The sequence below is a fragment of the Kribbella sancticallisti genome (assembly GCF_039530625.1).
In the GTDB taxonomy this organism is placed as follows: Bacteria; Actinomycetota; Actinomycetes; order Propionibacteriales; family Kribbellaceae; genus Kribbella; species Kribbella sancticallisti.
This window is the reverse complement of the sequence record NZ_BAAAOS010000032.1, coordinates 164,723-189,458: the sequence shown is the minus strand read 5'-3', so window position 1 is coordinate 189,458 and position 24,736 is coordinate 164,723. Positions and strand designations below refer to the sequence as shown.

Annotated in this window: 17 protein-coding genes and 1 pseudogene; 15 read left to right on the top strand and 3 right to left on the bottom strand. The window is 68.1% G+C overall.

Translation table 11 applies throughout. From position 1 onward, the window contains the following. The first annotated feature begins 262 nt into the window (after window positions 1-262). The 8 genes from ABD255_RS23360 (at window position 263) to ABD255_RS23325 (ending at window position 14,644) form a co-directional block, all read left to right on the top strand. A complete protein-coding gene (locus tag ABD255_RS23360; protein WP_344217388.1) occupies window positions 263-1,552 on the top strand; it encodes an ROK family protein in 1,290 nt (429 codons plus the stop codon). Continuing rightward, window positions 1,549-3,057, top strand: a complete 1,509-nt coding sequence (locus tag ABD255_RS23355) for a sugar ABC transporter ATP-binding protein (protein ID WP_344217386.1) — start codon at window positions 1,549-1,551, stop codon at window positions 3,055-3,057. The genes ABD255_RS23360 and ABD255_RS23355 overlap by 4 nt, the downstream gene beginning before the upstream one ends. Next, complete coding sequence (locus ABD255_RS23350) at window positions 3,057-4,211, top strand: ABC transporter permease (RefSeq protein ID WP_344217384.1); 1,155 nt, start codon at window positions 3,057-3,059, stop codon at window positions 4,209-4,211. The genes ABD255_RS23355 and ABD255_RS23350 overlap by 1 nt, the downstream gene beginning before the upstream one ends. 92 nt (window positions 4,212-4,303) lie before the next feature. Further along, a complete protein-coding gene (locus ABD255_RS23345) occupies window positions 4,304-5,356 on the top strand; it encodes a substrate-binding domain-containing protein (protein WP_344217382.1) in 1,053 nt (350 codons plus the stop codon). 38 nt (window positions 5,357-5,394) lie between these two features. Beyond that, entirely contained in the window at window positions 5,395-6,558 is a 1,164-nt protein-coding gene (locus tag ABD255_RS23340; protein WP_344217380.1) for a Gfo/Idh/MocA family protein, read from the top strand. Further along, window positions 6,555-7,715: a xylose isomerase gene (xylA, locus tag ABD255_RS23335; protein WP_344217378.1), complete on the top strand. Its 1,161-nt coding sequence runs from the start codon at window positions 6,555-6,557 to the stop codon at window positions 7,713-7,715. The genes ABD255_RS23340 and xylA overlap by 4 nt, the downstream gene beginning before the upstream one ends. A gap of 183 nt (window positions 7,716-7,898) precedes the next feature. Then, window positions 7,899-13,289 (top strand): ThuA domain-containing protein, encoded by a 5,391-nt coding sequence (locus ABD255_RS23330; protein ID WP_344217376.1) that lies wholly within the window; start codon window positions 7,899-7,901, stop codon window positions 13,287-13,289. Window positions 13,290-13,642: 353 nt separating this feature from the next. Next, window positions 13,643-14,644 carry a sugar phosphate isomerase/epimerase family protein gene (locus ABD255_RS23325; protein WP_344217374.1) on the top strand — a complete coding sequence of 334 codons (1,002 nt, stop codon included), beginning with the start codon at window positions 13,643-13,645 and terminating at the stop codon, window positions 14,642-14,644. A gap of 49 nt (window positions 14,645-14,693) precedes the next feature. Here ABD255_RS23325 and ABD255_RS23320 read toward each other — a convergent pair whose 3' ends face one another. Then, window positions 14,694-15,629, bottom strand: a complete 936-nt coding sequence (locus ABD255_RS23320; protein WP_344217372.1) for a DUF1996 domain-containing protein — start codon at window positions 15,627-15,629, stop codon at window positions 14,694-14,696. A 251-nt stretch (window positions 15,630-15,880) separates the two neighbouring features. Between ABD255_RS23320 and ABD255_RS23315 the strand changes: the two genes are divergently transcribed. From ABD255_RS23315 to ABD255_RS23305, 3 genes are all read left to right on the top strand, one after another. Then, window positions 15,881-18,064, top strand: coding sequence for a discoidin domain-containing protein (locus ABD255_RS23315; RefSeq protein WP_344217370.1), 2,184 nt, complete (start codon window positions 15,881-15,883; stop codon window positions 18,062-18,064). 87 nt (window positions 18,065-18,151) lie between these two features. Continuing rightward, the gene (locus tag ABD255_RS23310; RefSeq protein WP_344217368.1) at window positions 18,152-19,171 is read left to right on the top strand and encodes a LacI family DNA-binding transcriptional regulator; all 1,020 of its coding nucleotides are present in this window, start codon (window positions 18,152-18,154) and stop codon (window positions 19,169-19,171) included. Window positions 19,172-19,897: 726 nt separating this feature from the next. After that, window positions 19,898-21,331, top strand: a complete 1,434-nt coding sequence (locus tag ABD255_RS23305; RefSeq protein ID WP_344217366.1) for an HNH endonuclease signature motif containing protein — start codon at window positions 19,898-19,900, stop codon at window positions 21,329-21,331. A gap of 5 nt (window positions 21,332-21,336) precedes the next feature. Here the strand turns inward: ABD255_RS23305 and ABD255_RS23300 are convergent. Beyond that, window positions 21,337-21,552: pseudogene (locus tag ABD255_RS23300) on the bottom strand (IS5/IS1182 family transposase); the annotation flags it as partial. A gap of 70 nt (window positions 21,553-21,622) precedes the next feature. Here ABD255_RS23300 and ABD255_RS23295 point away from each other — a divergent pair. The 4 genes from ABD255_RS23295 (at window position 21,623) to ABD255_RS23280 (ending at window position 23,924) form a co-directional block, all read left to right on the top strand. Next, window positions 21,623-21,805 (top strand): hypothetical protein, encoded by a 183-nt coding sequence (locus ABD255_RS23295; RefSeq protein ID WP_344217364.1) that lies wholly within the window; start codon window positions 21,623-21,625, stop codon window positions 21,803-21,805. Between the two features lie 12 nt (window positions 21,806-21,817). After that, window positions 21,818-21,982 carry a hypothetical protein gene (locus ABD255_RS23290; protein WP_344217362.1) on the top strand — a complete coding sequence of 55 codons (165 nt, stop codon included), beginning with the start codon at window positions 21,818-21,820 and terminating at the stop codon, window positions 21,980-21,982. A 513-nt stretch (window positions 21,983-22,495) separates the two neighbouring features. Then, window positions 22,496-23,446 (top strand): LuxR C-terminal-related transcriptional regulator, encoded by a 951-nt coding sequence (locus tag ABD255_RS23285; RefSeq protein WP_344217360.1) that lies wholly within the window; start codon window positions 22,496-22,498, stop codon window positions 23,444-23,446. 85 nt (window positions 23,447-23,531) lie between these two features. Next, entirely contained in the window at window positions 23,532-23,924 is a 393-nt protein-coding gene (locus ABD255_RS23280; RefSeq protein WP_344217358.1) for a YciI family protein, read from the top strand. Window positions 23,925-23,944: 20 nt separating this feature from the next. Here ABD255_RS23280 and ABD255_RS23275 read toward each other — a convergent pair whose 3' ends face one another. After that, window positions 23,945-24,730: an SGNH/GDSL hydrolase family protein gene (locus ABD255_RS23275; RefSeq protein WP_344217356.1), complete on the bottom strand. Its 786-nt coding sequence runs from the start codon at window positions 24,728-24,730 to the stop codon at window positions 23,945-23,947. Window positions 24,731-24,736 lie beyond the last annotated feature (6 nt).

Below are 24,736 nucleotides of genomic sequence, written 5' to 3'. Positions count from 1 at the left end.
TGAAGGGGGCGGGCAGGGACTGCGGAGAGTGGCGTGAGCGTACAAACGGTCGCTGCGGTAAGCAAGTCCGAGCTGCAAGAGTTGGACCAGAACTTGCAAGATCATGATGGTGATCGGACAGAAAGATCGAAGAAATCTGCCCGCAACATCTTGACGTTCGCACCGCCGCTACTTAGTTTGTTGGCTCAACAGACAAAGTCTGTGACTGGCATCACAACAGCTCGTTTCGAGCGAGATGCCGCGGGGGAGAAGGGGTGGGCTGATGGCGCTGGATGGCAGCCGTCCGGGCAGTGGAGTGGTCGCCGCGGACCACGTCTCGCTCCGGCGCAACAACCTCTCCGTCGTACTCCGGCACGTCCGCGAGCTGGGACCCCGCTCCCGAGCCCGGATCGCCGCCGACACCGGGCTGAACAAGGCCACTGTCAGCAGCCTGGTCGCCGAACTCGTCGACCGCGGCCTGCTCCGCGAAGGCAACGCAGAGCCCGAGCGCGGCGTGCTAGGCCGCCCCGGCCAGCTCGTCGAGCTCGATGGTCGCGGCGTTTGCGGCGTCGGTGCCGAAATCAACGTCGACTACCTGGCTGTCACCGCGCTCGACCTGAGCGGCGAGACCGTCACCGAACGACGCGTCCCCCTCGATGTCGCCCACCTCGCCCCCGGTACGACGCTCGACCAGTTGGCGGAGCTGATTCGTGAGGCGGTGGACGCGGTGGTCGCCCGCGGCGGCCAGACAGCCGGAGTCACCCTGGCCGTGCCCGGCCTGGTCCAGAGCTCCACCGGCTCGCTCAAGCTGGCCCCGAACCTCGGCTGGACCGAGGTCCCGGTGGTCGACGAGATGCGCGCCCGGCTCGGCACCCCGGTGTATCCGGTGCGGGTGGACAACGAGGCGAACCTGGCCGCGCTGGCGGCGTACTCCGAGATGAAGACGGCCGCGGAATCGGCGGGTGACTCCAAGGTCGAGGACATCGTGCTGCTCACCGGCGCGGTCGGTGTCGGCGGCGGCATGGTCGCCGGGGGGCACCTCCTACGCGGTGGTCACGGGTTCAGCGGCGAGGTCGGCCACATGCCGGTCGCCCCGGCCGGCGGGATCTGCGGCTGTGGCCGGACCGGCTGCTGGGAGACCGTCGTCGGCCTGACCGCTTTGTTGAACAAGGCAACTGATTCGGACGACCCGGTGCGCGACCCGTCGCTGGATGTGGAGCAGCGCCTGGCCGAGATCACCCGCAGGGCCGAGGCAGGGGGAGCCCGGACGCTGCGGGCGTTGGCAGATGTCGGTACCTGGCTGGGAATTGGGGGAGCGATCCTGGTGAACATCCTGAACCCTGACGTGCTCGTGCTGGGCGGCTACTTCGCCGTCCTCGGGCCGTGGCTGAAAGAGCCGCTGGAGACGGCGATCCGCGACCGCGTGATCGCGCCGGACGGCGGCGGCTGCCGGGTGGTCCAGTCCGAGCTCGGCTTCGCCGCCGCGGTTCGCGGCGGCGCCCAGATCTCGCTGGACCAGGTCTTCCTCGATCCCACCCTCGTCGGCCGCGACGCGGCAGGAGTAGCCCAATGAGCACTGAAGAACTGTTGCGGATGACCGGGATCGTCAAGGAGTTCCCGGGCGTTCGCGCCCTCGACGGGGTGGATCTCGACATCCGCCGCGGCGAGGTGCACTGCCTGCTCGGCCAGAACGGCGCCGGCAAGTCGACGCTGATCCGGGTGCTGACCGGCGCGCACAAGCCGGACGCGGGGACGATCTTCGCCAATGGCGCCGAGGTCACGCTGAACACCCCGGCGGACTCGATGCGGCTGGGGATCGCGGCGATCTACCAGGAGTTGGACCTCGTGCCCGACCTGACCGTGGCCGAGAACGTGTTCCTCGGTCACGAGCCGGCCCGCTTCGGCCTGACCCGCCGGCACGAGGCGAACACCCGCGCTCGGGAGATCCTGCAGGGCCTCGGCCACGGAGAGATCCCGCCGGGCCGAACTGTCGGGCTGTTGTCCGCGGCCGGCCAGCAGGTGGTCAGCATGGCCCGGGCGCTGTCGCGTGAGGCCCGGCTGATCGTGATGGACGAGCCGTCGGCCGTGCTCGACTCCGAAGAGGTCGACAACCTGTTCCGGGTGATCCGCGACCTCACCTCGCGCGGTGTCGCCGTCGTCTACATCTCCCACCGGCTCGAGGAGATCCGCGAGATCGGCGACCGGGTCACCGTGCTGAAGGACGGCGCCACCGTCGCCACCGGACTGGACGCCCGGGAAACGCCGACCTCCGAACTGATCCGGCTGATGACCGGCCGCTCGATCGAGTACGTGTTCCCCCCGCGCGCCGAGATCCGGTCCGACGCGCCCGTCGTGCTCGAGGTGAGCAACCTGTCCCGGCCCAGGGAGTTCGCGGACATCGAGTTCTCGGTCCGGGCCGGGGAGATCCTCGGCCTCGCGGGACTCGTCGGCTCGGGGCGTTCCGAAGTACTGGAGACCGTGTACGGCGCTCGCCGGGCCGCGACTGGTTCCGTTCGCGTCGACGGGGCGGAACTGCGGCCGGGCCAGGTCCAGGCCGCCGTGAAGGCGGGAGTCGGGCTTGCTCCTGAAGAACGGAAGAGCCAGGCGCTGCTGCTCGACGAGGCGGTCTTCAAGAACATCACCGTGTCGAGCATGGGCCGGTTCGCCAGCGGGGGATTCCTCAACGGCCGGGCCGAGCGGGAGGCCGCCGAGGAACTGACCAAGGCGCTGGATGTCCGCCCACCGGGGGTCGAACATCCCGTCCGCAACCTGTCCGGCGGCAACCAGCAGAAGGTCGTGCTGGCCCGCTGGCTGATGCGGGACTGCCGGGTGCTTTTGCTGGACGAGCCGACCCGGGGAGTCGACGTGGGAGCGCGGTCGGAGATCTACGCGCTCGTGCGCAAACTGGCCGCCAACGGGGTCGCGATCGTGCTGGTCTCGAGCGAGGTCGAGGAGGTGCTCGGTCTGGCCGACCGGGTCGTGGTGATGCGGGAGGGGCGGGCCGTGCACACGGGCCCCGCGCAGGAAATCGACGAACACCGGGTCCTCGACCTGGTGATGGAAGGAAGTGCCGTGTGATGGGTGAGGAAGTCGCACGATCCCAGGCGACCCAGGACGAGGTGCCCCAGGTGCCACCGACTCCCGGGCCGGGCCTGCCCGCTCAGGCGGTCTCGGGGTCCGGCCAGGCGATGGTCGAGGTCGATCCGACCGAGACCGCTCCGCGCAGCGGCCGGTCCGGTCCCGGCGGCGGCAACGGCGGCAGCGGGAGCCAGGTGCAGAACCTGCTCAAGGGCGGGGCCGGCCGCAACGTCGGCCTGGTGATCGCGCTGGTGCTGCTCTGCATCGTCGGCATCGTCACCGCGGGAGACCGGTTCGCCAGCACCGCCAACGTGCTGACCATCCTGCGGCTGGCCGCGGTGATCGGCGTGGTCAGCATCGGCATGACGTTCGTGATCACCGGCGGCGGCATCGACCTGTCCGTCGGCGCGATCGTCGCGCTCGCCTCGGTCTGGGCGACCACGCTGGCGACCCAGCAGATGGCCGCGGACTTCCACTGGATCTTCATGGTCAGCACCGCACTGCTGGTCGGCGCCGCCTGTGGCCTGGTCAACGGGTTACTGGTTGCCTACGGCAAGATAGTCCCGTTCATAGCGACGCTGGCGATGCTGGCCGGCGCCCGGGGTCTGGCCGAGATCCTGTCCGACCGCCGGACCCAGATCATCTCGGTGAACTCCTTCGTGGACTTCTTCGGCGGCTCGGTGCTCGGCGTACCGGTGCTGGTCTGGATGTTCGTGCTCGTCGCGGCGGCAGGCTGGGTGCTGCTCAACCGGACCACCTTCGGCCGCCGTACCTTCGCGGTCGGCGGGAACGCCGAGGCGGCCCGGCTGGCCGGTATCAAGGTGCAGCGGCACACCGTCGCCCTCTACGTGCTGCTCGGTCTGTGCTGCGGCATCGCCGCGGTGATGCTGATGGCCCGTACGACGACCGGCAGTTCCACCCACGGCGGGCTCTACGAACTCGACGCGATCGCCGCCGTGGTGATCGGCGGCACGCTGCTGTCCGGCGGCCGCGGCACCATCGTCGGCACCGTCTTCGGCGTACTGATCTTCACCACCCTGAACAACGTCTTCACCCTGAACAACCTGAGCATCTCTGCCCAGTCGGTGGCGAAGGGCCTGATCATCGTGATCGCGGTCCTCCTCCAGCAACGCCTGGCCGCCCGAGCCACCTGACCGGGGTGGTGGGGTGGGGTCAGCAATGACTCCGCTCACTAGTTGTGCGAACAAACCCCTGTAAAGAGCAACACCGTCTTTTGGAGGACAAGATGTCTGTACGTTCCGGCCGATTACTGCGCACCGCGGCCCTGGTCGGGGTCAGCTCGCTGGCACTGATCGCCTGCACCAGCAACACCCCCGAAGCCGAGAAGACGACGGACACGGGAGCCAACAACAACGTCGCCGCCGGCAAGAACGACGAGCCGGGCCAGAAGGTGAAGATCGGCTTCTCCGCGCCGGCCGCCGACCACGGCTGGATGGGCGCGATCACGAAGGCCACCCAGGCGGAGGCGAAGAAGTTCTCCGACGTCGAGCTGATCGTCGCCGAGGGCACCAACGACGTGAACCTGCAGATCAGCCAGGTGGAGACCTTCATCAACCAGAAGGTCGACGCGATCGTGCTGCTGCCGTTCGACGGTGCCGCGCTCACCCCGGTGGCGACCAAGGCGATGGAGGCCGGCATCACGGTGGTGAACGTCGACCGCGAGTTCGACAGCACCTTCGCGGCCCGGACCACCGTGCTCGGCGACAACAAGGGCATGGGCGTGTCCGCCGGCACCTACATCTGCAAGGAGATGAAGGGCAAGAAGGACGCGGTCATCGCCGAGATCGCCGGCATCGACTCGCTGCCGCTCACCCAGGCCCGCAGTACGGGGTTCAAGGAGGCGCTCGCGGACTGCGGGCTGAAGGTCAACAACCGGGTCGCGGCGGAGTTCACCGTCGAGTCCGGTGAGAAGGCCGCCGCCAACCTGCTGCAGGCGGCGCCGAAGATCGACGCGATCTGGAACCACGACGACGACCAGGGGGTCGGCGTGATGGCGGCGATCAAGAACTCCGGCCGCAAGGAGTTCTTCGTGGTCGGCGGCGCCGGGTCGGCCAACGTGATGCGCGACATCAAGGCCGGCAACACGCTGCTCCGCGCGACCGTCATCTACCCGTCCACCCAGGGCGCGGACGGCGTCCGGCTCGCCCGGCTGCTGGTCCAGAAGAAGGCCCTGGGCGACCTGGTGGAGGTCGAGGTACCGCGCACGGTCCAGCTGTACGCGCCGGTCGTCACCAAGGACAACGTGGACCAGTACCTGCCGACCGCCTTCGAGAGCTGAGTTGCTCTCGAGAGCTGAGTTGAAGGAGTAGAGAACGTATGACGAACCTGGGCATCGGCCTGATCGGGTACGCCTTCATGGGTGCCGCCCACTCACAGGCTTGGCGCAGCGCGCCGCGCTTCTTCGACCTGCCGCTGAATCCCGCGATGACCGTGCTGTGCGGTCGCAACGCGGAGGCGGTCGAGGCGGCCGCGACCAAGCTCGGCTGGAACGAGACCGAGACCGACTGGCGCAAGCTGCTCACCCGCGACGACGTGCAACTGATCGACGTCTGCACGCCGGGGGACAGCCACGCCGAGATCGCGATCGCCGCGTTGCGGGCCGGCAAGCACGTGCTGTGTGAGAAGCCCTTGGCCAACACCGTCGCGGAGGCCGAGCAGATGGCTGCCGCGGCGGCCGAGGCGGCGGCCAAGGGGATCAGGTCGATGGTCGGGTTCACCTACCGCCGGGTGCCGGCCATCGGGCTGGCCCGGCAGCTGGTTGCTGAGGGCAAGCTCGGCACCATCCGCCACGTGCGGGCGCAGTACCTGCAGGACTGGATCGCCGATCCGGAGGCGCCGCTGTCGTGGCGGCTGGACAAGGAGAAGGCCGGCTCGGGCGCGCTCGGCGACATCGGCGCACACATCGTCGACCTGACGCAGTACATCACCGGCGACCGGATCGCGGAGGTGAGCGGTCAGTTGGAGACGTTCGTCAAGGAGCGTCCGGTGGCGGCCGCGCACAGTGGGCTGTCGGGCGAGGCCGGCGCCGAGCGTGGTCCGGTCACGGTCGACGACGCGGCGATCTTCCTGGCCCGGTTCGGCAGCGGCGCGCTCGGCGTCTTCGAGGCGACCCGGTTCGCCACCGGCCGCAAGAACGCGATCCGGCTGGAGATCAACGGCTCCGAGGGTAGTCTCGCGTTCGACTTCGAGGACATGAACGAACTCCACTTCTACGACGCGACCGAGGACCCGGCCACGGCCGGCTTCCGGCGGATCCTCGCGACCGAGGCCGTGCACCCGTACGTCGCCGCCTGGTGGCCGCCGGGGCACCTGCTCGGCTACGAGCACGGTTTCACCCACCAAGTGGTCGATCTCGTCACCGCGATCGCCGAGGGCACCGACCCGGCGCCCTCGTTCGCGGACGGCCTGCAGGTCCAGCGCGTGCTGGCCGCGGTCGAGGACAGCTCGGCCTCCCGACAATGGCAGGAGATTCCTTCGTGAATTCATATACCCCGTCCAAGGACGACAAGTTCTCCTTCGGTCTGTGGACCGTGGGCTGGGAGGGCGTCGACGTTTTCGGTACCGCGGTCCGCCCGCCGCTCGACCCGGTCCTGGCGGTGGAGAAGCTGGCCGAGCTCGGCGCCGCGGCGATCTCGTTCCACGACGACGATCTGGTCCCTGACGACAGCCGCCGTCAGCAGGTGCTCGAGCGGTTCACCAAGGCGCTGGCCGACACCGGCATGGTCGTCGAGATGGCGACCACCAACCTGTTCAGCCACCCCGTCTTCAAGGACGGCGGCCTGACCGCCAACGACCGCGACGTACGCCGGTACGCGCTGGCGAAGGTGCTCCGCAACGTCGATCTGGCCGCCGAGCTCGGGGCCAAGACGTACGTGCTCTGGGGTGGTCGCGAGGGTTCGGAGTCGGGTGGTTCCAAGGACGTGCACGCGGCCCTGGACCGGTACAAGGAGTCCATGGACCTGCTCACCAGCTATGTCCAGGAGCAGGGCTACGACATCCGCTTCGCGCTCGAGCCGAAGCCGAACGAGCCGCGCGGCGACATCCTGCTGCCGAGCATCGGGCACGCGATCGCCTTCATCAACGACCTCGAGCACCCCGAGCTCGTCGGGATCAACCCGGAGGTCGGCCACGAGCAGATGGCCGGGCTCAACTACGCGCACGGGATCGCCCAGGCGTTGTGGCACGGCAAGCTGTTCCACATCGACCTGAACGGTCAGCACGGCCCCCGGTTCGACCAGGACCTGCGCTTCGGTGCGGGCAACCTGCGTGAGGCGTTCTGGACGGTCGACGTACTGCAGGGGTCTTCGGGCGGACCGGGCTACGACGGTTACGTGCACTTCGACTACAAGCCGCCGCGGACCGAGGACCTCGAAGGTGTCTGGGAGACCGCGCGCGGTTGCATGCGGAACTACGTGATCCTGCGGGAGAAGGTGCAGGCGTTCCGAGCCGACCCGGAGGTGGCCGAGGCGGTCGCCGCGGCGCGCGTGACCGAGCTCGCGCAGCCGACGCTGGGGGCCGGCGAGAGCCTCGACGAGTTGCGCAAGGCAACGTACGACCCGGACGCGCTGGCCGAGCGCGGACTCGGCTTCGAACGTCTCGACCAGCTGGCGATGGACCACCTGCTCGGCGTTCGCTGAGCGATCAATCCCGCGCAGGGCAGAGCACGGGAAAGCAGTAGCTGTACCAGGGCCGAACATCCCGGGACCCGCCCGGGGACTCGTGCCCCGTGTCGGATGTCCTCGGGCGCCGTTGGCGCTCGAACGACACCCGGCCCGAGGCACATGGAGCGCGCACCTTATCCGACCCATGAGGAGCTCCCGATGATCCAGCTACGCAGGCACGGGACTTTGGTCCGTGCCCTCGTGCTCGCCCTGATCGCCGCGCTGGCGATCCCTTTGACCGCGACCACCGCCCAGGCCCACCCGGGGCACGGCGACGAGACGTTCAACGCGTTGGTGTTCAGCAAGACCGCCGGGTTCCGGCACGACTCGATCCCGACCGGGATCCAGGCGATCAAGGACTTGGCGGCAGCGGATGGGTTCACGGTCACCGCGACCGAGGACTCGACGATGTTCAACGACGCCGAACTGGCGAAGTACGAGGTGGTCATCTGGTTGTCGACCACCGGTGACGTGCTGAACGCCGACCAGCAGGCAGCCTTCGAGCGGTACATCCGCAACGGCGGCGGCTACGCCGGGGTGCACGCGGCCTCCGACACGGAGTACGCGTGGCCCTGGTACGGCAAGCTGGTCGGGAGCTACTTCGACAGCCACCCGCCCGGTACGCCGAACGCCAACGTGAAGGTGGAGGACCACGCACACCCCTCGACCGCCGAGGCGCCGACGACCTGGAACCGCACGGACGAGTGGTACAACTACCGCTCCAACCCGCGCGATGCCGTGCACGTCCTGGCCTCGCTCGACGAGACGTCGTACACGGGCGGCAACATGGGCCCGGAGCACCCGATCGCGTGGTGCCAGGACTACGACGGCGGCCGCGCCTGGTACACGGGCATGGGGCACACGATCGAGTCGTTCGCCGATCCTGTCTTCCGCAAGCACCTGCTCGGCGGCATCAAGACCGCCGCGGGCGTACTGCCGGCCGACTGTGGCGCTTCGCTGAGCGACAGCTACCAGAAGGTCGCCCTGGACGACGACACCTCCAACCCGATGGAGTTGACGATCGCCGAGGACGGGCGGGTCTTCTACATCGACCGCAACGGCGCGGTGAAGATCGTCAAGACCGACGGCAGCGTGCTGACCGCCGGCACCCTGAACGTCTACACCGGCCAGGAGTTCGGGCTGCTCGGCATCGCGCTCGACCCGGCCTTCGCGCAGAACGGCTTCCTCTACCTGTACTACTCGCCGACCGGCGCCGACCCGCACGACAAGGTCTCGCGGTTCAAGGTGAACGGCGACACGCTCGACCTCGCCAGTGAGAAGCAGGTACTGCGGGTCGACACCCAGCGGGACCAGTGCTGCCACGCGGGTGGTGCGCTCGAGTTCGACGGTGACGGCAACCTCTACATCGCCACCGGCGACAACAGCAACCCGTTCGACTCCGACGGCTACTCGCCGCTGGACGAGCGCACCGGCCGGTCCGCCTGGGACTCCCAGCGCAGCTCCGCCAACAGCAACAACCTGAACGGCAAGGTACTGAAGATCCACCCGGAGGCGGACGGGTCGTACACGATCCCCGCGGGCAACATGTTCCCGGCCGGCACCGCCAAGACGCGGCCCGAGATCTACGCGATGGGCTTCCGCAACCCGTTCCGGATCGGCATCGACCCGGCTACGAACCACCTGTTCGTGGCGGACTACGGACCGGACGCGGGTCAGGTCTCCCCGACGCGCGGTCCGGACGGCCGGGTCGAGTGGGACATCCTGGAGAAGCCGGGCTTCTACGGCTGGCCGTACTGCGTCGGCAACAACACGCCGTACAACGACTACAACTTCGAGACCGGTGCGGCGGGCGCTGCCTTCAACTGTGCGGCGCCGGTGAACAACTCGCCGAACAACACCGGGATCACCCAGTTGCCGGCGGCAATCCCGGCCAGCCTCTGGATGGGCAAGTCGACGACCGGCTCGCCGGAGATCGGCGGCAGCGGCGCGCCGATGACGAGCGGCGCCTACAAGTTCAACCCGGACAGCGACTCCGACCGCAAGTGGCCGAAGTACTTCGACGGCAAGGCCGTGTTTGCCGACTGGAACGACAGCCGGCTGTTCTCGGTGCAGCTGAACGACGACCGGACCAAGGTCGCCGACGTGTCCCGGATGCTACAGAAGCTGAGCTTCATCCGGCCGCACGCGCTGCAGTTCGGGCCCGACGGAGCGCTCTACGTGATCGAGTGGGGGAGCGGGTTCGGCGGCAACAACGCCGACTCCGGCATCTACCGGATCGACTACGTACAAGGCAATCGCGCGCCGATCGCGCAGTTCACGACGGACAAGACGTCCGGGCCGGTTCCGTTGACGGTCGCCTTCGACTCGACCGGGTCGCGGGATCCGGACGGTCAGCCGATCACGCTGGCGTGGGACTTCGACGGCAACGGCACGACGGACAGCACCGAGGCCAAGCCCTCGCACACCTACACGGCAGCGGGCGTCTTCACGGCCCGGTTGACCGTGACCGACAGCGATGGCCGGACAGCTGTCTCCAACCGCACGATCACGGCCGGGAACACCGCGCCGACGATCACCGTGGAGGCGCCGGTCGACGGCGGGTTCTTCGACTTCGGCGACACGGTGAAGTACAAGGTCACCGTCACCGATCCCGAGGACGGCACGGTCGACTGCGACGACGTCATCACGCAGCCGGCGCTCGGCCATGACGAGCACGCGCACGGCTACGAGCAGTACCGCGGCTGCGAGGGGAGCTTCCCGTTGCCGGGTGACGAGGGCCATGTCGGAGCCAACATCTTCGGCATCGTGACCGTCACCTACACCGACAAGGGCGCGCCGGGCACGGGCAAGATCACCACCCAGAAGGTGGTCCAGCTGCAGCCGAAGACCCGCGAGGCGGAGTACTACGACGAGACCGGTGGCCCGGGCGCGACTCCCGGCGTCCAGGTCGAGGACACCGGTGACATCGCCGGTGGCGGCAAGAACATCGGATTCATCGAGGATGGTGACTGGTGGGGCTGGAAGCCGACCAACCTGACCGGGATCAACCAGATCCAGCTGCGGGCTGCCTCACCTGATGCCGGTGCGACCGTGCAGGTGCGGACCGGTTCGCCGACCGACGGACCGGTGGTGGCGACGATCCAGGTGACGCCGACGGGGGCTTGGCAGACCTATGCCAACTTCACCGCCGACGTGAGTGGTGCGACGTTGGCAAGCGGCCCGCTGTACTTCGTCAAGACGACCGGGCAGCTGAACGTCAACTGGGTGAAGTTCATCGGCAAGGGCGTGACGGACAACCAGCGCCCGTCGGTGAGCATCACGGCGACACCGGTGCAGGGCAAGGCGCCGCTGAAGGTCGACTTCACGGCGACGGCGACCGATCCCGAAGGTGACCTGCCGCTGACCTACACCTGGAGCTTCGGGGACGGCGCGACCGCGACCGGTGCTTCCGTCAGCCACACCTACACGACCTCCGGGACCCACGACGCCACTGTCACGGTCACCGACTCCCGGGGCGCGGCGGGCACGTCGCACGTCCAGGTGAAGGTGGACGCGACCGCGCCGCCGACCTGCCTGACCGGCCGTTCCGACGGCTTCGACGGTACCGCGGTGAACACCGGCCGCTGGAGCTCCATTGTCCGAGGCAACCAGGAGCTTGCTGTCAGCAACGGCAACCTGGTGCTGCCGTTGACGGCGACGGACATCTACGGAACCGGCAACACGAACACGCCGAACATCGTGCTCCAGCCGCTGCCGGCAGGTGCCTGGCAGGCGACGGCGAAGCTGACCATGCCGGCCCGGCTGGCCTACCAGCAGGCCGGGTTGATCGTGTACGGCGACGACGACAACTACGCGAAGATGGTGCTGCAGGGTCGTTCGACCGGCGCACCCTCGGCGGCTGACCGGATCTTCCAGTTCATCCGCGAGGAAGCCGGTACGCCGAACGAGGTGGCCGCGTCGAACACGGCCAACCTGGGCGCGGCGTACCCGGACACCGTGTGGGTGCGGTTCACCAGCAACGGCGAGAACCTCAGGGCGTCGTACAGCGCTGACGGGGCGACGTTCGTCGACATGCCCGAGACCAAGCAGTTGGCTGGGATCTCCAATCCCCGGATCGGTCTGTTCGGGCTGGCCAACCGGACCGAGGCACTGCCGCTGGCCGCACAGTTCGACTACTTCACCATCACCCCGGACGACACCGCCGAGGTGCCGACCCCGGACGACCAGTTCGACGGTACTGCGCTCGACGCCTGCCGGTGGTCCGCCAGCGTGCGGCCCGACCCGACGGCGTACCGGGTGACCGGCGGAGCGATCGAGATCGACACGAGCAAGGACGACATCTACCAGGGCACGGCCACGAACCCGAAGAACCTGCTGCTGCAGCCGGCTCCCGACGGTGACTGGACGATCGAGACCAAGGTGGACGGGTCCGCGTTCAACGAGGCGTACCAGCAGGGCGGCCTGATGGTCTACGGCGACGACGCGAACTACGTGAAGCTGGACTTCCTCACCACGAACGCCTCTGGTGGCACCGTGACCCGGGGGATCGAGCTGCGCAGCGAGGTCAACAACGCGATCGTTCAGCCGGCTCCCAACGCGTCGCCGCCACCTACCCAGGGTGTCTGGTATCTGCGGCTGGCCAAGAGCGGGTCGACGTACACCGGGTCGTACAGCGCGGACGGGTTGGCGTGGACGGCGCTGCCGGCCGTCACCAACAGCGCGCTGAGCTCGGCGAGCTTCGGGATCTATGCCTTCGGGGTCGACCAGGTCGCCTCGAAGACGGCGAAGTTCGACTACTTCAAGCTCGTCCGGGACACGGTGGCGCCGCAGGTGAACCTGTCGGCGAACCCGTCCGCTCCGTCGGGTTCGAATGGTTGGTGGACGGACGCGGTCGCCGTGACGGCGATGGCGACGGACAACCTGCCGGGTCAGCTCTACCTCGAGCAGAAGGTCGGCGACGGCGACTGGGCGGAGTACACGACGCCGATCAACCTGGCGGCGGACGGGACCCACACCATCCAGGTGCGGGCCAGTGACACCGCGGGCAACGTGTCGGCGCCGGAGTCGATCTCGGTGAAGATCGATCGGACCGCTCCCAAGGCGGTCGTGACCGGTCTGGCGCCGGGCGCCGAGCTCGGCGTCGCCAGCACGGCCACGGTCGCGGCCACGGCGACGGACGCGCTCTCCGGCGTGGATGGGGTGACGCTCACCGTCGACGGGAAGGCGGTGCCGGCCGGCGGCAAGCTGGATGGCGTCGCGCTCGGGCTCGGTGCGCATGAGCTGGCCGTGGTGGCGAAGGACAAGGCCGGCAACGCGTCGGTGACGAAGGTGCCGTTCACCGTCGTCGCGACGTACGCCGAAGCCATCAAGCTGGTCGAGCGGTATCGAGTCGCCGGGACGGTGCCGTTGGCAACCGCCACGGTGATGAAGGTGCAGCTCGGCCTGGCCGAACAGCAGCAGAACCGTGGTCGCCCGCAGGTGGCCGCGATCGCCCTGGATCTCTACCTGGCCAAGGCGCGGACGGTGCGCGACGTACCGGCCCGGACGCTGCTGACAGCTGTGGGCCAGGACCTGAAGTCGAGGCTCTGACCCGATGATCGTCACCGTGCGAAACCGCACCCTGCGCGACGCGGAGAGGCGCGCAGGAGCTCCCGTCCCGCCGGGGTGGTTCGGCCCCGCCCCACGGCCGGGAGGGCGGTTCCGCACGGCTGACGGGGGACCGGTCCGCCGGTCCTCGTCCCCGGCGCCCAACCAGCGCTCCGGCCATGGCGCCGGGGACACCCCCACCCCAGCCCCACCACCGCCCACTTCACGCAGGCGACCGCCCCACCGTCTTCGCCTCAACGCTCACCAACCGCAGCCCTGCACCGAACGACTCTCCTCACCACCCACCGGCCTCTTTCATCACAGCTTTTTCCCTTGCCTAGAAGGAGTGGAACGTCATGGCACGACCGATCACCCTGTTCACCGGCCAGTGGGCCGACCTGCCGTTCGAGGAGGTGGCCCGGCTGGCGTCCGAATGGGGGTACGAGGGGCTGGAGATCGCCTGCTGGGGTGACCACCTCGACGTCCGCAAGGCCGCGGAGGACGACAGCTACGTACGGAACCGCCGGGACATCCTGGAGAAGTACAACCTGAAGGTCTGGACGATCTCGAACCACCTGCTCGGCCAGGCGGTCTGCGACGACCCGATCGACCAGCGGCACCAGGCGATCCTCCCGGCCCACATCTGGGGCGACGGCGACCCCGAGGGCGTCCGCCGACGTGCGGCCGAGGAGATGGGTACGACGGCCCGCGCCGCCCGCCGGCTCGGCGTGGACGTGGTGGTCGGGTTCACCGGCTCGTCGATCTGGAAGACCGTGGCGATGTTCCCGCCGGTTCCGACGTCGATGATCGAAGCCGGGTACGCCGACTTCGCGGACCGGTGGAACCCGATCCTGGACGTGTTCGACGAGGCCGGCGTGAAGTTCGCGCACGAAGTACACCCGTCCGAGATCGCCTACGACTACTGGTCGACCACGGCGACGCTGGAGGCGATCGGGCACCGCGAGGCGTTCGGGCTCAACTGGGACCCGAGCCACTTCGTCTGGCAGGACCTCGACCCGGTCGGGTTCCTGTGGGACTTCAAGGACCGGATCTACCACGTCGACTGCAAGGACGCGAAGCGTCAGGTCGGCAACGGCCGCAACGGCCGGATGGGCTCGCACCTGGCCTGGGGCGACCCGCGCCGCGGCTGGGACTTCGTCTCGACCGGGCACGGCGACGTCCCGTGGGAGGCGTGCTTCCGGATGCTCAACACGATCGGCTACACCGGCCCGATCTCGGTCGAGTGGGAGGACGCCGGCATGGACCGCCTGGTCGGCGCGCCCGAGGCCCTGCAGTTCGTCCGCTCGCTCGCCTTCGACCCGCCCACCGCGTCGTTCGACGCGGCGTTCTCCTCCTGAGAATTCGAGGTGCCGGGACTCTGCCCGGTCCCGGCACCTCGAGTACCTGTCAGATCGTCGGCCTACCGGGGAGCCGGTAGTTGTCGCCGAGGATCTGGCCGCGCTCCGGCTTGTAGAGGTCGAAGCCGCGGGAGTTGCACTGGAGACCGCCGTTGATGCAGTGGCTCACCAGGGCCGCCAGCGTCGGCGGGTCCCAGGCGTTGAAGAAGTCGTAGTGCCAGGAATAGCCGCGGCCGCTCGCCAACCGGATCCCTGCCATGTCGCCGTCGGCAGGGAACGCGATCTTGAACTCGAGCATCGGCAACGGTGACGGGTGGCTCGCGGGACAGACGCCGTTGACCGGGTAGGCCATGTGGCTCTTGTGATCGGCGGAGTCCAGGTTGACGCCGTCCCAGCAACTCGGGGCCTGGTAGCGGATGTTGACCTGGGTCCCGAGTGGGCAGTTCGCCGGGAAGTCCCAGTTGTGGAAGCTGTCGCCGCACTCCCAGCCCTCGACCGCGCCGGGCGCGGTACGGAAGGCGTCCTGCGTCGCTGTCGGGCTACCGACGACGAACCGGATGCCCGGCGGGAACGGACGGACGTCCTGGTACCGCAGGATGCCCGACTTGTAGTAGATGGTCTGGTGCCAGGTCTGGATGATCGGGTCGTTGCCCCGGAACATCGTCGGCCACCAGTACGCCGAGAGGTCGTCGGGGTTGAGGCAGGTGCTGGCACCCGGGCCGGGAGCCATCAGAGAGTTGAGCGTGCTGGCGGCGTTCGTCGTGGTGTTGCCGACGAAACTGTGCTCGTGCGAGGCGCCCGGCATGTTCGGGAACACGATCGGGTCGTCGTTGGCACGGTGATGGACCGTGCAGTTCACCTGGAACTCGTGGTGCGTGACGAGGTCGTCGGCCTGCGCCGATGGTCCGGTGACGGCGGTCAGCAGGGCGGCGATGGTGAGGGCGGCCAGGCCGCCGGCGGACAGGGCTTTTCTTCTTCTGAACACGGATCTCCTCCTGTCGGGGGATTCCGCGGGGTGATGGATGGGCAGCCCGCGGTGGGACACATCGCGGGAGAGCGCTCTCTGAGACAGCGTCGATCGGCGCCCTCCGAGTGTCAAGAGGTCCACGGTTCCGGAACCGGCTGAGCGTGACGAGGCGTTGACAAGCAGGTGGCGCAGCCGTAACCATCAGACCGCGAGAGAGCGCTCTCTGAGTCATCCGCCCCTGCTCTCCGCACCCAGCGAAGGAGTACCCGATGGACTTCGCGACCCGTCGCGTCCGCCTGCAGCCGTCCCGGCGCAGACGCCGCGGCCGTACGGCGCTCGCCGCCGCCGTCGCGGCAGCCACAGTGCTGCTCGGCAACGTCGTTCTACTGGCTCAACCCGCCCAAGCGGCAACCCTGCTGTCCCAGGGGCGTCCGGTGACGGCCTCCTCGTCGGAAGGCGCCGGTACGCCGGCCAGCGCCGCGGTCGACGGCAACCTGAACACCAGGTGGTCCAGCGTCTTCCAGGACCCCCAGTGGATCCAGATAGACCTAGGCTCGGCCGCCGCCATCAGCCAGGTCGTACTGCGCTGGGAGGCGGCGTACGCGACCACTTACCGCATCGAGGTGTCCAGCAACGCCCAGGACTGGAACCCGATCTACAGCACGACCACCGGTAGCGGCGGCACCGAAACCCTTGCTGTGAACGGGAATGGCCGTTACGTCCGGCTCTACGGCACCAAGCGCGTCGGCGGCTACGGCTACTCGCTGTGGGAGTTCGAGGTGCACGGCACGCCCGGCAACGAGGGGCCGCAGCCCGGTACCGGCACGGTACGAATCGCCGGTAGCCAGGGGAACTGGCAGCTGCTCGTCAACGACGCGCCGTACGTGGTGAAGGGTCTGACCTGGGGGCCACCGGCCTCGGAGGCTGGAGCACGGCTGCCCGAGCTCAAGTCGATCGGCGTCAACACTGTCCGCACGTGGGGCACGGACACCAGCTCCAAGCCGCTGTTCGACGCAGCTGCCGCCAACGGAATGCGCGTGATCGCGGGCTTCTGGCTCCAACCTGGTGGTGGACCCGGCAGTGGCGGCTGTGTGAACTACCTGACCGATACGACGTACAAGACGAACATGCTCGCGGAGATCCGCCGCTGGACCACGGAGTACAAGGACAACCAGGGCGTGCTGATGTGGAACGTCGGCAACGAGTCCGTGCTCGGCATGCAGAACTGCTACTCCGGCGCGGAGCTCGAGCAGCAGCGGATCGCGTACGCCACCTTCGTGAACGACGCGACCAAGGCGATCCACGCGATCGACCCGAACCACCCCGTCACCTCGACCGACGCGTGGACCGGCGCCTGGCCGTATTACAAGCAGTACACGCCTGACCTGGACCTGCTCGCGGTCAACTCGTACGGCCATGTCTGCCAGGTCAAGCAGGACTGGATCAACGGCGGCTACACCAAGCCGTACATCCTGACCGAGGGCGGGCCGGCCGGCGAGTGGGAGGTGCCGAACGACACCAACGGAGTACCGACCGAGCCGACGGACCTCCAGAAGCGCGACGGGTACCTCGAGGCCTGGAACTGCATCACCGCCCACGCGGGAGTCGCGCTGGGTGCCACGCTGTTCCACTACGGCACCGAGAACGACTTCGGCGCCGTGTGGTTCAACCTGACCCCCGGCGGCGAGAAGCGGCTCTCGTACTACGCCGTCCGCCAGGCCTACGGCGGACCCTCGGGCGGCAACACCGCGCCGGTCATCACCAACATGACGCTGAGCCGTACTACGGACGTCCCGGCGGGCGGGACCATCACCGTCAACGTCAGCGCGACTGATCCGGACGGCGACCCGCTGACCCACGAGTTCAAGGTCGGCGGCAAGTACATCGACGGAAGCGGCGCACTGGTCGGTACTCCGTCGAGCGGGACCGGGCCGTTCATCGTGACCGTGCCGCAGCGCCTTGGCGTCTGGAAGCTGTACGACTACGTCCGTGACGGCAAGAGCAACGTCGGGATCGAGACCAGGTCCTTCCGCGTGGTGGCTCCGCCGGTGGAGGGTATGAACGTGGCTCGCGGCAAGCCCGCGACGGCGTCGTCGTACCAGCAGGTCGGGAACGGTGCGCCGTACCCGCCGTCGAACGTGACGGATGGCAACAACACCACTCGGTGGGCGAGCGACTGGTCAGATCCGCAGTGGGTGCAGGTGGATCTCGGCGCGGTGACGTCGTTCGACCGGGTCCAGCTGATCTGGGAGGGCGCGTTCGCACGGTCGTACCGGATCGAGGCGTCCGACGACGGCAACACCTGGAGGCCGCTCTACAGCACGGCCGACGGCAACGGCGATGTCGACGACCTGGCGCTGACCGGCTCCGGTCGCTACGTCCGGCTGACCGGGACCCAGCGGGGGACCGGCTTCGGCTATTCGCTGTACGAGTTCGGCGTCTACAAGCGCTGATCGCTGGAGGTACGGCGGCCTCCGGGTCGCCGTACCTGTGGATGAACCACGAGGGGGAACGCGTTGACGCAGCTACGATCCGATGCCATGAAGAGCAATCGGCCTCCGACCCTGGTGGATGTCGCCCGGGTCGCGGGGGTGTCGCGCGCCACCGCCTCGCGGGTCATCAACGGGGTCGAGTCGGTCGACGAGAAGATGCGCTCGAAGGTGCAAGCGGCCGTGCAGTCGACCGGCTACATCCCGAACACCGTCGCCCGGAGCTTGGTCACCCGCAAGGCCGGCGCGATCGCGTTGATCATCTCGGGCTCGGACGGCTCGGCGGAGCAGGTGCTGGGCGACCCGTTCTTCGGCCGGGTGACGTCAGGGGTGGTGCGAAGTCTTTTGCCGCGCAAGGTGCACCCGACGCTGGTGCTCGCGGATTCCGACGCCGCCCGGGCGGATGCAGTGAGCTACGTACGTCAGGGCAAGGCCGACGGCGCGCTGCTGGTCTCCACTCACTCTGACGACACGTTGCCGGGTCTGTTCGTCGACGCAGGCATTCCCGCTGTTCTCTTCGCGCGACCCGGTCAGGATGTGCCGATCAGCTACGTCGATCTGGCGCATGAACTGGGCGCCTCCCTCGCCGCGGACCGCCTGGTCAGCCGCGGGTGCCGGCGAGTAGTCACCATCGCCGGGCCCAGCGACGTGCCGGCGGCGCAGGGTCGGCTGAACGGCTTCCGGCAGGCGATGGCGCGGCACGGCCAGGCATACGTTCCCGTTGCCAAGGGCAACTTCACCCGGGAGAGCGGCGAACTGGCGATGACCGAACTCCTCGCCGCCCACCCCGACCTCGACGGCGTCTTCGCCGCCAACGACCTGATGGCCGCCGGCGCCCTCCAAGTCCTCCATGACCACCACCGCGCCGTCCCCACCGACGTCGCGGTGGTCGGCTTCGACGACAGCGAACCCGCCCACTTCACCCGCCCCCAACTCACCACCGTCGCCCAACCGGTAGAGGAAATGGCGGCCGAGATGGCCCGCATCCTCCTCACCCACATGGAGGACCCCACCCTCCGCCCCACCTCAGTAATCTTCGACCCCCACCTCGTCCCCCGAGAATCAGCCTGAACCACCCAGAAGAACAGAAAGACAGAAGAAGAGAGACAGAAGAAGAGGAGGGGTGTGCTGGCTGCCTGCTTCAGCTGGTGGGTTGGTCGAGGAGGGTGGCGGTTTGGGCCTCTAGCCAAGGGAGAGTGACCTGGTGGGACCAGCCTAGTGCTGCAGCCGGAGTTTGTGATGCTGGCCGGTTGGCCCGGACCGCCATCACTCACCAACCTGCGTTTCCACCCGATAGCGCGCTTGCGCGCGCTCAGCCGCAGGCAACCAGCCGAGCTTGAGGAGTGGTGGCGGTCCGGGCGAACGCACGCCGAAATCACGAACTCCGGCTGTAGTACCAGCGCTGTGGAGGCGAGCAATGATCAGAACCTTTGGATGGCCCTCGGCGAGGTGGCGTGATGGTGGCGCACCTCCTCGAGGATGATCTCGCGACAGTCCCTGGAGGTGGACCCGCCACCTCACCGGGCGGTGGAGGAGCCGGGTCTCGTGGCTCTTCTCACCTGGCAGAACGCCGCAACTGCCTGATCGTCTTCGCCATGCTCACCTCGGCTGCTATCGAGCACCGCTCCGCGGCCGCTGGACCACGCAACGGGTCGGAGAGCCAGATTCGTTGTCCACAACTTTGATCTGTTGTGGACAAGTTGGCCCGATCGGATGGGTCCGACAAGATGCTGACATTCCTCGCGAACAAGGAAATTCCGGCCCGAAACTGTCGGTGGCGATCTCTAGGGTTGTCGTATGGAGTACTTGGGCGAGCGGCCGGCGTGGTCGATGAGCGACAGCGAGAAGCTGTCGACTCTCGACGCGGTGCATGCCGAGATCGCTCGCCTGAAGACGTACTCCTTGCACCTCATCGCCGACCTGGACTCGTCCGGTCACGCCAAGAACATCGGCGCCGGCGACACCGCCCGCCTCCTGACCATGCGCCACCGCCTCGACCCCATCGAAGCCCACCGCGACGTCCGTCTGGCCAAAGCCCTTGCCAAGTACCCGGACGTCTCCGCAGCCCTCCCCGACCCAGCCGGCGAGGAGGACAGCGAACAAGTGCTGATGCATCCCGCCCAGGCAGACGCGATCATCACCGCGCTCGAAGCGGTACCGACCACCGTGCCGGGCGACGACGTACGCGCCGCCGAGCAGCAGTTGGTGAAACTCGCGCGCACCTTCAGCCCGCGCGACCTTCGCCGAGCAGGCAAACGCATCCGCGACCTCCTCGATACCGACGGCCCCGAACCCGCCGAGCAGAAGGCCTACGGGCGCGAATCCCTCGCCCTGGTCAACGCAGACAACGGAGTGAGGTTCCACGGCTACCTGGCCAACGAGAACGCCGAGCTGTTCAGGGCCCTCATCCACGCCGGCGCGAAGCCCCACAAGACGATCGACGGCGAGCCCGATCCCCGGTCCCGCACCAAGCGCCAGGCCGATGCCCTCACCTCACTGCGGACGCCAGGCGGCAGCTCGACGGCAGCTGAAGCCACGGCACCTCCCGCCCTCATCCCCGGCCACGGCCCGAAGGCGCAGATCACCGTCACCATCGACTTTGACGCCCTGAAGTCCGCCACCGCGGACGCGGTCGGTGAGTTGGTGTACGGCGACGGTTTGTCGGCGGCCGCGGTGCGGCGGATGGCCTGTGACGCCAAGGTGCTCCCGGTCGTGCTGGGTTCCAAGTCACAGCCGCTGGATATGGGCCTGACCATCCGTTTCGTCACCGGCCCGATGCGCCAGGCTCTCAACGTCCGCGACAAAGGCTGCGTCGTCTGCGGCGCCCCACCCATCCACTGCGAGGCCCATCACCTGATCAGCTGGATCGACGGCGGCACCACCTGCGTCTCCAATCTCGTCCTGCTCTGCAAACGCCACCACATCGACCTGCACGCCGGCCACTGGAACATCCAGATCGTCGACGGTGCCGTCCGAGTGACCCGACCCGACTGGGCCAGCCCAGACCACGTTCCCCGCACCAAGTACCGGCCACCAGACACCAGCCCTACCCACGCCTGGGCATGGGACACCGACGCCCGCTGGATCACCGCGGAGGAAGCCGCACGCATCGACCCCTGGGACGATGCCCCGACCACGCCGGCAACCTCAACGATGCAGGCCACCTCAACGATGCAGGCCACCTCAACGATGCACGCCAGCTTGACGACGCCGACCAGTCTGACTAGCTGATCGTTTCAGAGTGCGATGCGTAGCCGCCTCAAGCAGATGATGGTGCAGGCGAGTTGGAGGAGTCCCTGGTGGAGGTCGGAGCGTATCTCGTAGCGGATGCGTAGGCGCTTGAACTGGTGCAGCCACGTGAAGGTTCTCTACCACCCCACGGGCTTGCCCAGGCCGGAGCCGTGCGGGGCGCCGCGTCGGGCGATCTTCGGGACGATGCCGCGGACCCACAGGACTCACGCCGGGAGCGTGCCAGGACAAAGCGGTTGAGGAGGGCGAGTCGGCCCGGCACACAGTCACCCGATGAGCCACAGCACAACGTCTGGCAGCTGGGACGGACCCTGGTGCCGCGTCCAAACAGAGCAGTTCGGGGCCGCGTTCCTGCCGAATGCCGGCGAGGACCTGGGTGCCGTGGACAACGTCGACGTCTTCGTGGACCTCAAGGACGGCTCCCGGTGGAGCGCGACCATCATCACCCTCGCCTAGGTCGAGATCCTCATGAAACGATGGACCGCCAGCGGGGAAGCCCTCGCAGGCCGCTACTTCTGGTGCTCGGACGGGCTCACCGTCCGCGATGCCGGCATCAGCAGCATGACCCAGGTCCTCACCGGTCTTATCGAGAACGGCGAGTTCACAAAGATCCTTGAACGCCTCGACAACTGACAGCCGCCCGGCTGCACGCTTCATTCTGAAACGATCAGTAACCCGAGAAGGCCGACCAGCAACTGGTCAAAGGCGCGATACGAACCAGTCGGGCCCTGTCTACCCCAAGGACCGTAGACCTCCGGCAGTCAGCGCCTCAGCCCGGCAGCAGTAGCCCGCGCAGCGCCTTCAGGTCGAGGTGGACCTGGTCGGCCGGCTGCCGGCCGCTGATCAGGACCATCTCACCGAGTTGCTCCGCGCGCTCGTCCTCTCGACCGAACAGGACTGAATGTCAAGACCCGGCTGATGGCTCCGACGTTCCGGTGAAGGCACTCACCGATACAGAAAGCCGGGAACGATGGAACCGCTGAACTTGATGGTCACGCTCAACCTGGTCGCCGAGGACGTACGCCACGAGGTGACCGGCCGGGGAGCGGCCCCCGGCGGGTACCGGTCCGAGCCGAGGAAGCGTCGTCGCTGGACCACGTTATGGCGGAGGCTGACCGTGCGGGAAACAGCTGATAGACAGGAGGAATGCACCAACTCCGCGCGCTGGGCGTCTCAGCCGAGGCCGAGGCGATCTACCTCGACCTGATGAAGCGCGGTGCGCTGAGCATCCACGAGCTCACGGCGGGTAGCGGTTCGGTGGACGACCCGCTGGCGGAGCTGGCGGCGGTCGGACTGGTGGACCGTGCCGACGACAAGGTGATGCCGCGGCCGCCGCACCTGGCGATGGAGGCGCTCGCCCAGCGGCATACGCGTGAGGTCGACCTCGCGCGGGAGTGCGCTGCCTTGCTCTCCGATCTGTGGACGGCCGGCGTCGGGCAGCAGACGTACGTCGAGTTGCTGCCCTCCGCCGAGACCGCCCGGGCAGTGCTCAACCACGTGCAGGTCGACGCGCAGCTCCAGGTCCGGGCGATGACCGTGGGCAATCTGGCCTCGCCGGACCACCAGATCGTGGACGGGTTGTTCGACGCGCTCGGCCGCGGCGTGACGTACGAGGTGATCTACGGGACCCAGGTCTTGCAGTCCCCGACCGCGTTGCGGATGGTGCAGCTGTGCGCGGACGCGGGGGAGCAGGCGCGGGTCTTCCCGCAGGTGCCGCTGAACCTGACCATCGTCGATGACCGCTGGGCCCTGCTCTCCGCGCGGACGCCGGTCGGCGAGATCGCCAGTACCGCGGCGATGGTGGTGCACCACTCTCCTTTCCTCACCGGCCTGGTCGGGTTGTTCGACGCGTTCTGGCGGATGGCGGTCCCGATCACCAGCGGCACCGAGACCAGCGACTCGATCGGAGCACCGTCGCTCGAGACCAAGCGGCTGCTGACCTACCTGAGCGCGGGCCTGACCGACGAGTCGATCGCGCGGGAGTTCGGACTCAGCGAGCGGACCATCGCTCGCCGGATCAGCCGGCTGCAGGAGGCGCTGGGCGCCCAGACCAGGTTCCAGCTCGGAGTACAGGCGTCTCGTCAGCAGTGGCTCTAGGGCCCCGTGTCGAGAACGGAAGTTCGGCTCCGACGTTGCTGCTGAGCGACCCCGGTATGGGGACGGACGAGAAGGGGTGGACCTGATGAAGTACATGCTGCTGATGCAGTCGAACAAGCGGGGTTGGGACGACATGGCCAAGACCTGGTCGCCCGAGGACGTCAGGGTGATGGTCGAGTACATGCGGGTTCTCAACCGGGAACTGCAGGAGGCGGGGGAGTTGCTCGAGGTGCGCGGGCTGTCGGGGCCTGACGAGATGAAGACGCTGCGCACCCAGGACGACGGCGAGCCGATCATCACCGACGGGCCGTTCAGCGAGACCAAGGAGGTGCTGGCCGGCTACTGGGTCGTGGACGTCGCCTCCGAGGAGCGCGCGTTCGAGATCGCGGCCCGCGTCTCCCGTACTCCGGGCCCGGGCGGGCGTCCGCTCAACCAGGCCGTCGAGATCCATCCCGCAGGCGTCGAGCCGGCGCCGTAGACAGCGGTACGGCGGGAGGTTCAGCTGCGGAGTTTTGCGACGATCAGGTCGGCGACGGCTGCCATGCCGGCGGCGGTCGGGTGGTAGATCGCGCCGCGGCCGGGGAGGATCGAGAAGCCGGTGGTCCACGGTTCGGCGGAGCCGACTGCGTGATCCTTGCTCGCGGTGGAAGCGGCGATCCGTTCGACGCCGGATCGTTCGGCCGCGGTCGCGAACGCCTTGGCCAGGCCGTCGGCCATCATCACGACGCTCGGCAGTTGCTCCTCGTTCAGCGGTACGTCGAGCCGCGGCCGGGTGGCCGGGCCGGCCACCGTCAGGTAGTCGACCAGCAGGATCCGGCTCTGCGGAGCACGCTTCTGGATCGCCGTCACCACGTCGAAAAGGGAGTCGGCGACGGCGTCGTACTCGGCCTGCTCCTTCAGGTAGCTGACCCGGGCACGGATCCGGTTGGCGACGCGTTTGCCGAGCAGGGTGGCCGGTTTGGCGAGGGTGTTCAGCTTGCTGCCGCGGGTGAACGTCCCGATGTAGTCGAGGTCGTTGCCCCCGGCAGTGATCGTCACGAGTGCCGTGTCGGGGCCGACGGCATCGATCTGAGGAGGGGCTTGGTCCTGCGGTTCGCGCAGGAGGTTCGCGGTGGTGGCGCCGGAGTACGTGACGTCGGTCAGGTGCAGGTCGAGCGCCTCGGCGACCAGGTGCGGATAGTTCCGCCCGGACCGGCCCGCCGCCTTGTCGAGGATGGGCTTGATTCCGGGTCCGGCAGCGAAGGAACTGCCCAATGAGACATAACGACTGCCAGGGGTGATCACCCAGAG

What these genes read in the sequence shown, in the direction of transcription:
- ABD255_RS23315 (WP_344217370.1), top strand. Translation starts at nt 15,881, where the DNA reads ATGGACTTCGCGACCCGTCGCGTCCGCCTGCAGCCGTCCCGGCGCAGA.
- ABD255_RS23340 (WP_344217380.1), top strand. Translation starts at nt 5,395, where the DNA reads ATGACGAACCTGGGCATCGGCCTGATCGGGTACGCCTTCATGGGTGCC.
- ABD255_RS23285 (WP_344217360.1), top strand. Translation starts at nt 22,496, where the DNA reads ATGCACCAACTCCGCGCGCTGGGCGTCTCAGCCGAGGCCGAGGCGATC.
- ABD255_RS23305 (WP_344217366.1), top strand. Translation starts at nt 19,898, where the DNA reads ATGGAGTACTTGGGCGAGCGGCCGGCGTGGTCGATGAGCGACAGCGAG.
- ABD255_RS23355 (WP_344217386.1), top strand. Translation starts at nt 1,549, where the DNA reads ATGAGCACTGAAGAACTGTTGCGGATGACCGGGATCGTCAAGGAGTTC.
- ABD255_RS23330 (WP_344217376.1), top strand. Translation starts at nt 7,899, where the DNA reads ATGATCCAGCTACGCAGGCACGGGACTTTGGTCCGTGCCCTCGTGCTC.
- ABD255_RS23345 (WP_344217382.1), top strand. Translation starts at nt 4,304, where the DNA reads ATGTCTGTACGTTCCGGCCGATTACTGCGCACCGCGGCCCTGGTCGGG.
- ABD255_RS23310 (WP_344217368.1), top strand. Translation starts at nt 18,152, where the DNA reads ATGAAGAGCAATCGGCCTCCGACCCTGGTGGATGTCGCCCGGGTCGCG.
- ABD255_RS23280 (WP_344217358.1), top strand. Translation starts at nt 23,532, where the DNA reads ATGAAGTACATGCTGCTGATGCAGTCGAACAAGCGGGGTTGGGACGAC.
- ABD255_RS23290 (WP_344217362.1), top strand. Translation starts at nt 21,818, where the DNA reads ATGAAACGATGGACCGCCAGCGGGGAAGCCCTCGCAGGCCGCTACTTC.
- ABD255_RS23295 (WP_344217364.1), top strand. Translation starts at nt 21,623, where the DNA reads ATGAGCCACAGCACAACGTCTGGCAGCTGGGACGGACCCTGGTGCCGC.
- ABD255_RS23360 (WP_344217388.1), top strand. Translation starts at nt 263, where the DNA reads ATGGCGCTGGATGGCAGCCGTCCGGGCAGTGGAGTGGTCGCCGCGGAC.
- ABD255_RS23350 (WP_344217384.1), top strand. Translation starts at nt 3,057, where the DNA reads ATGGGTGAGGAAGTCGCACGATCCCAGGCGACCCAGGACGAGGTGCCC.
- ABD255_RS23325 (WP_344217374.1), top strand. Translation starts at nt 13,643, where the DNA reads ATGGCACGACCGATCACCCTGTTCACCGGCCAGTGGGCCGACCTGCCG.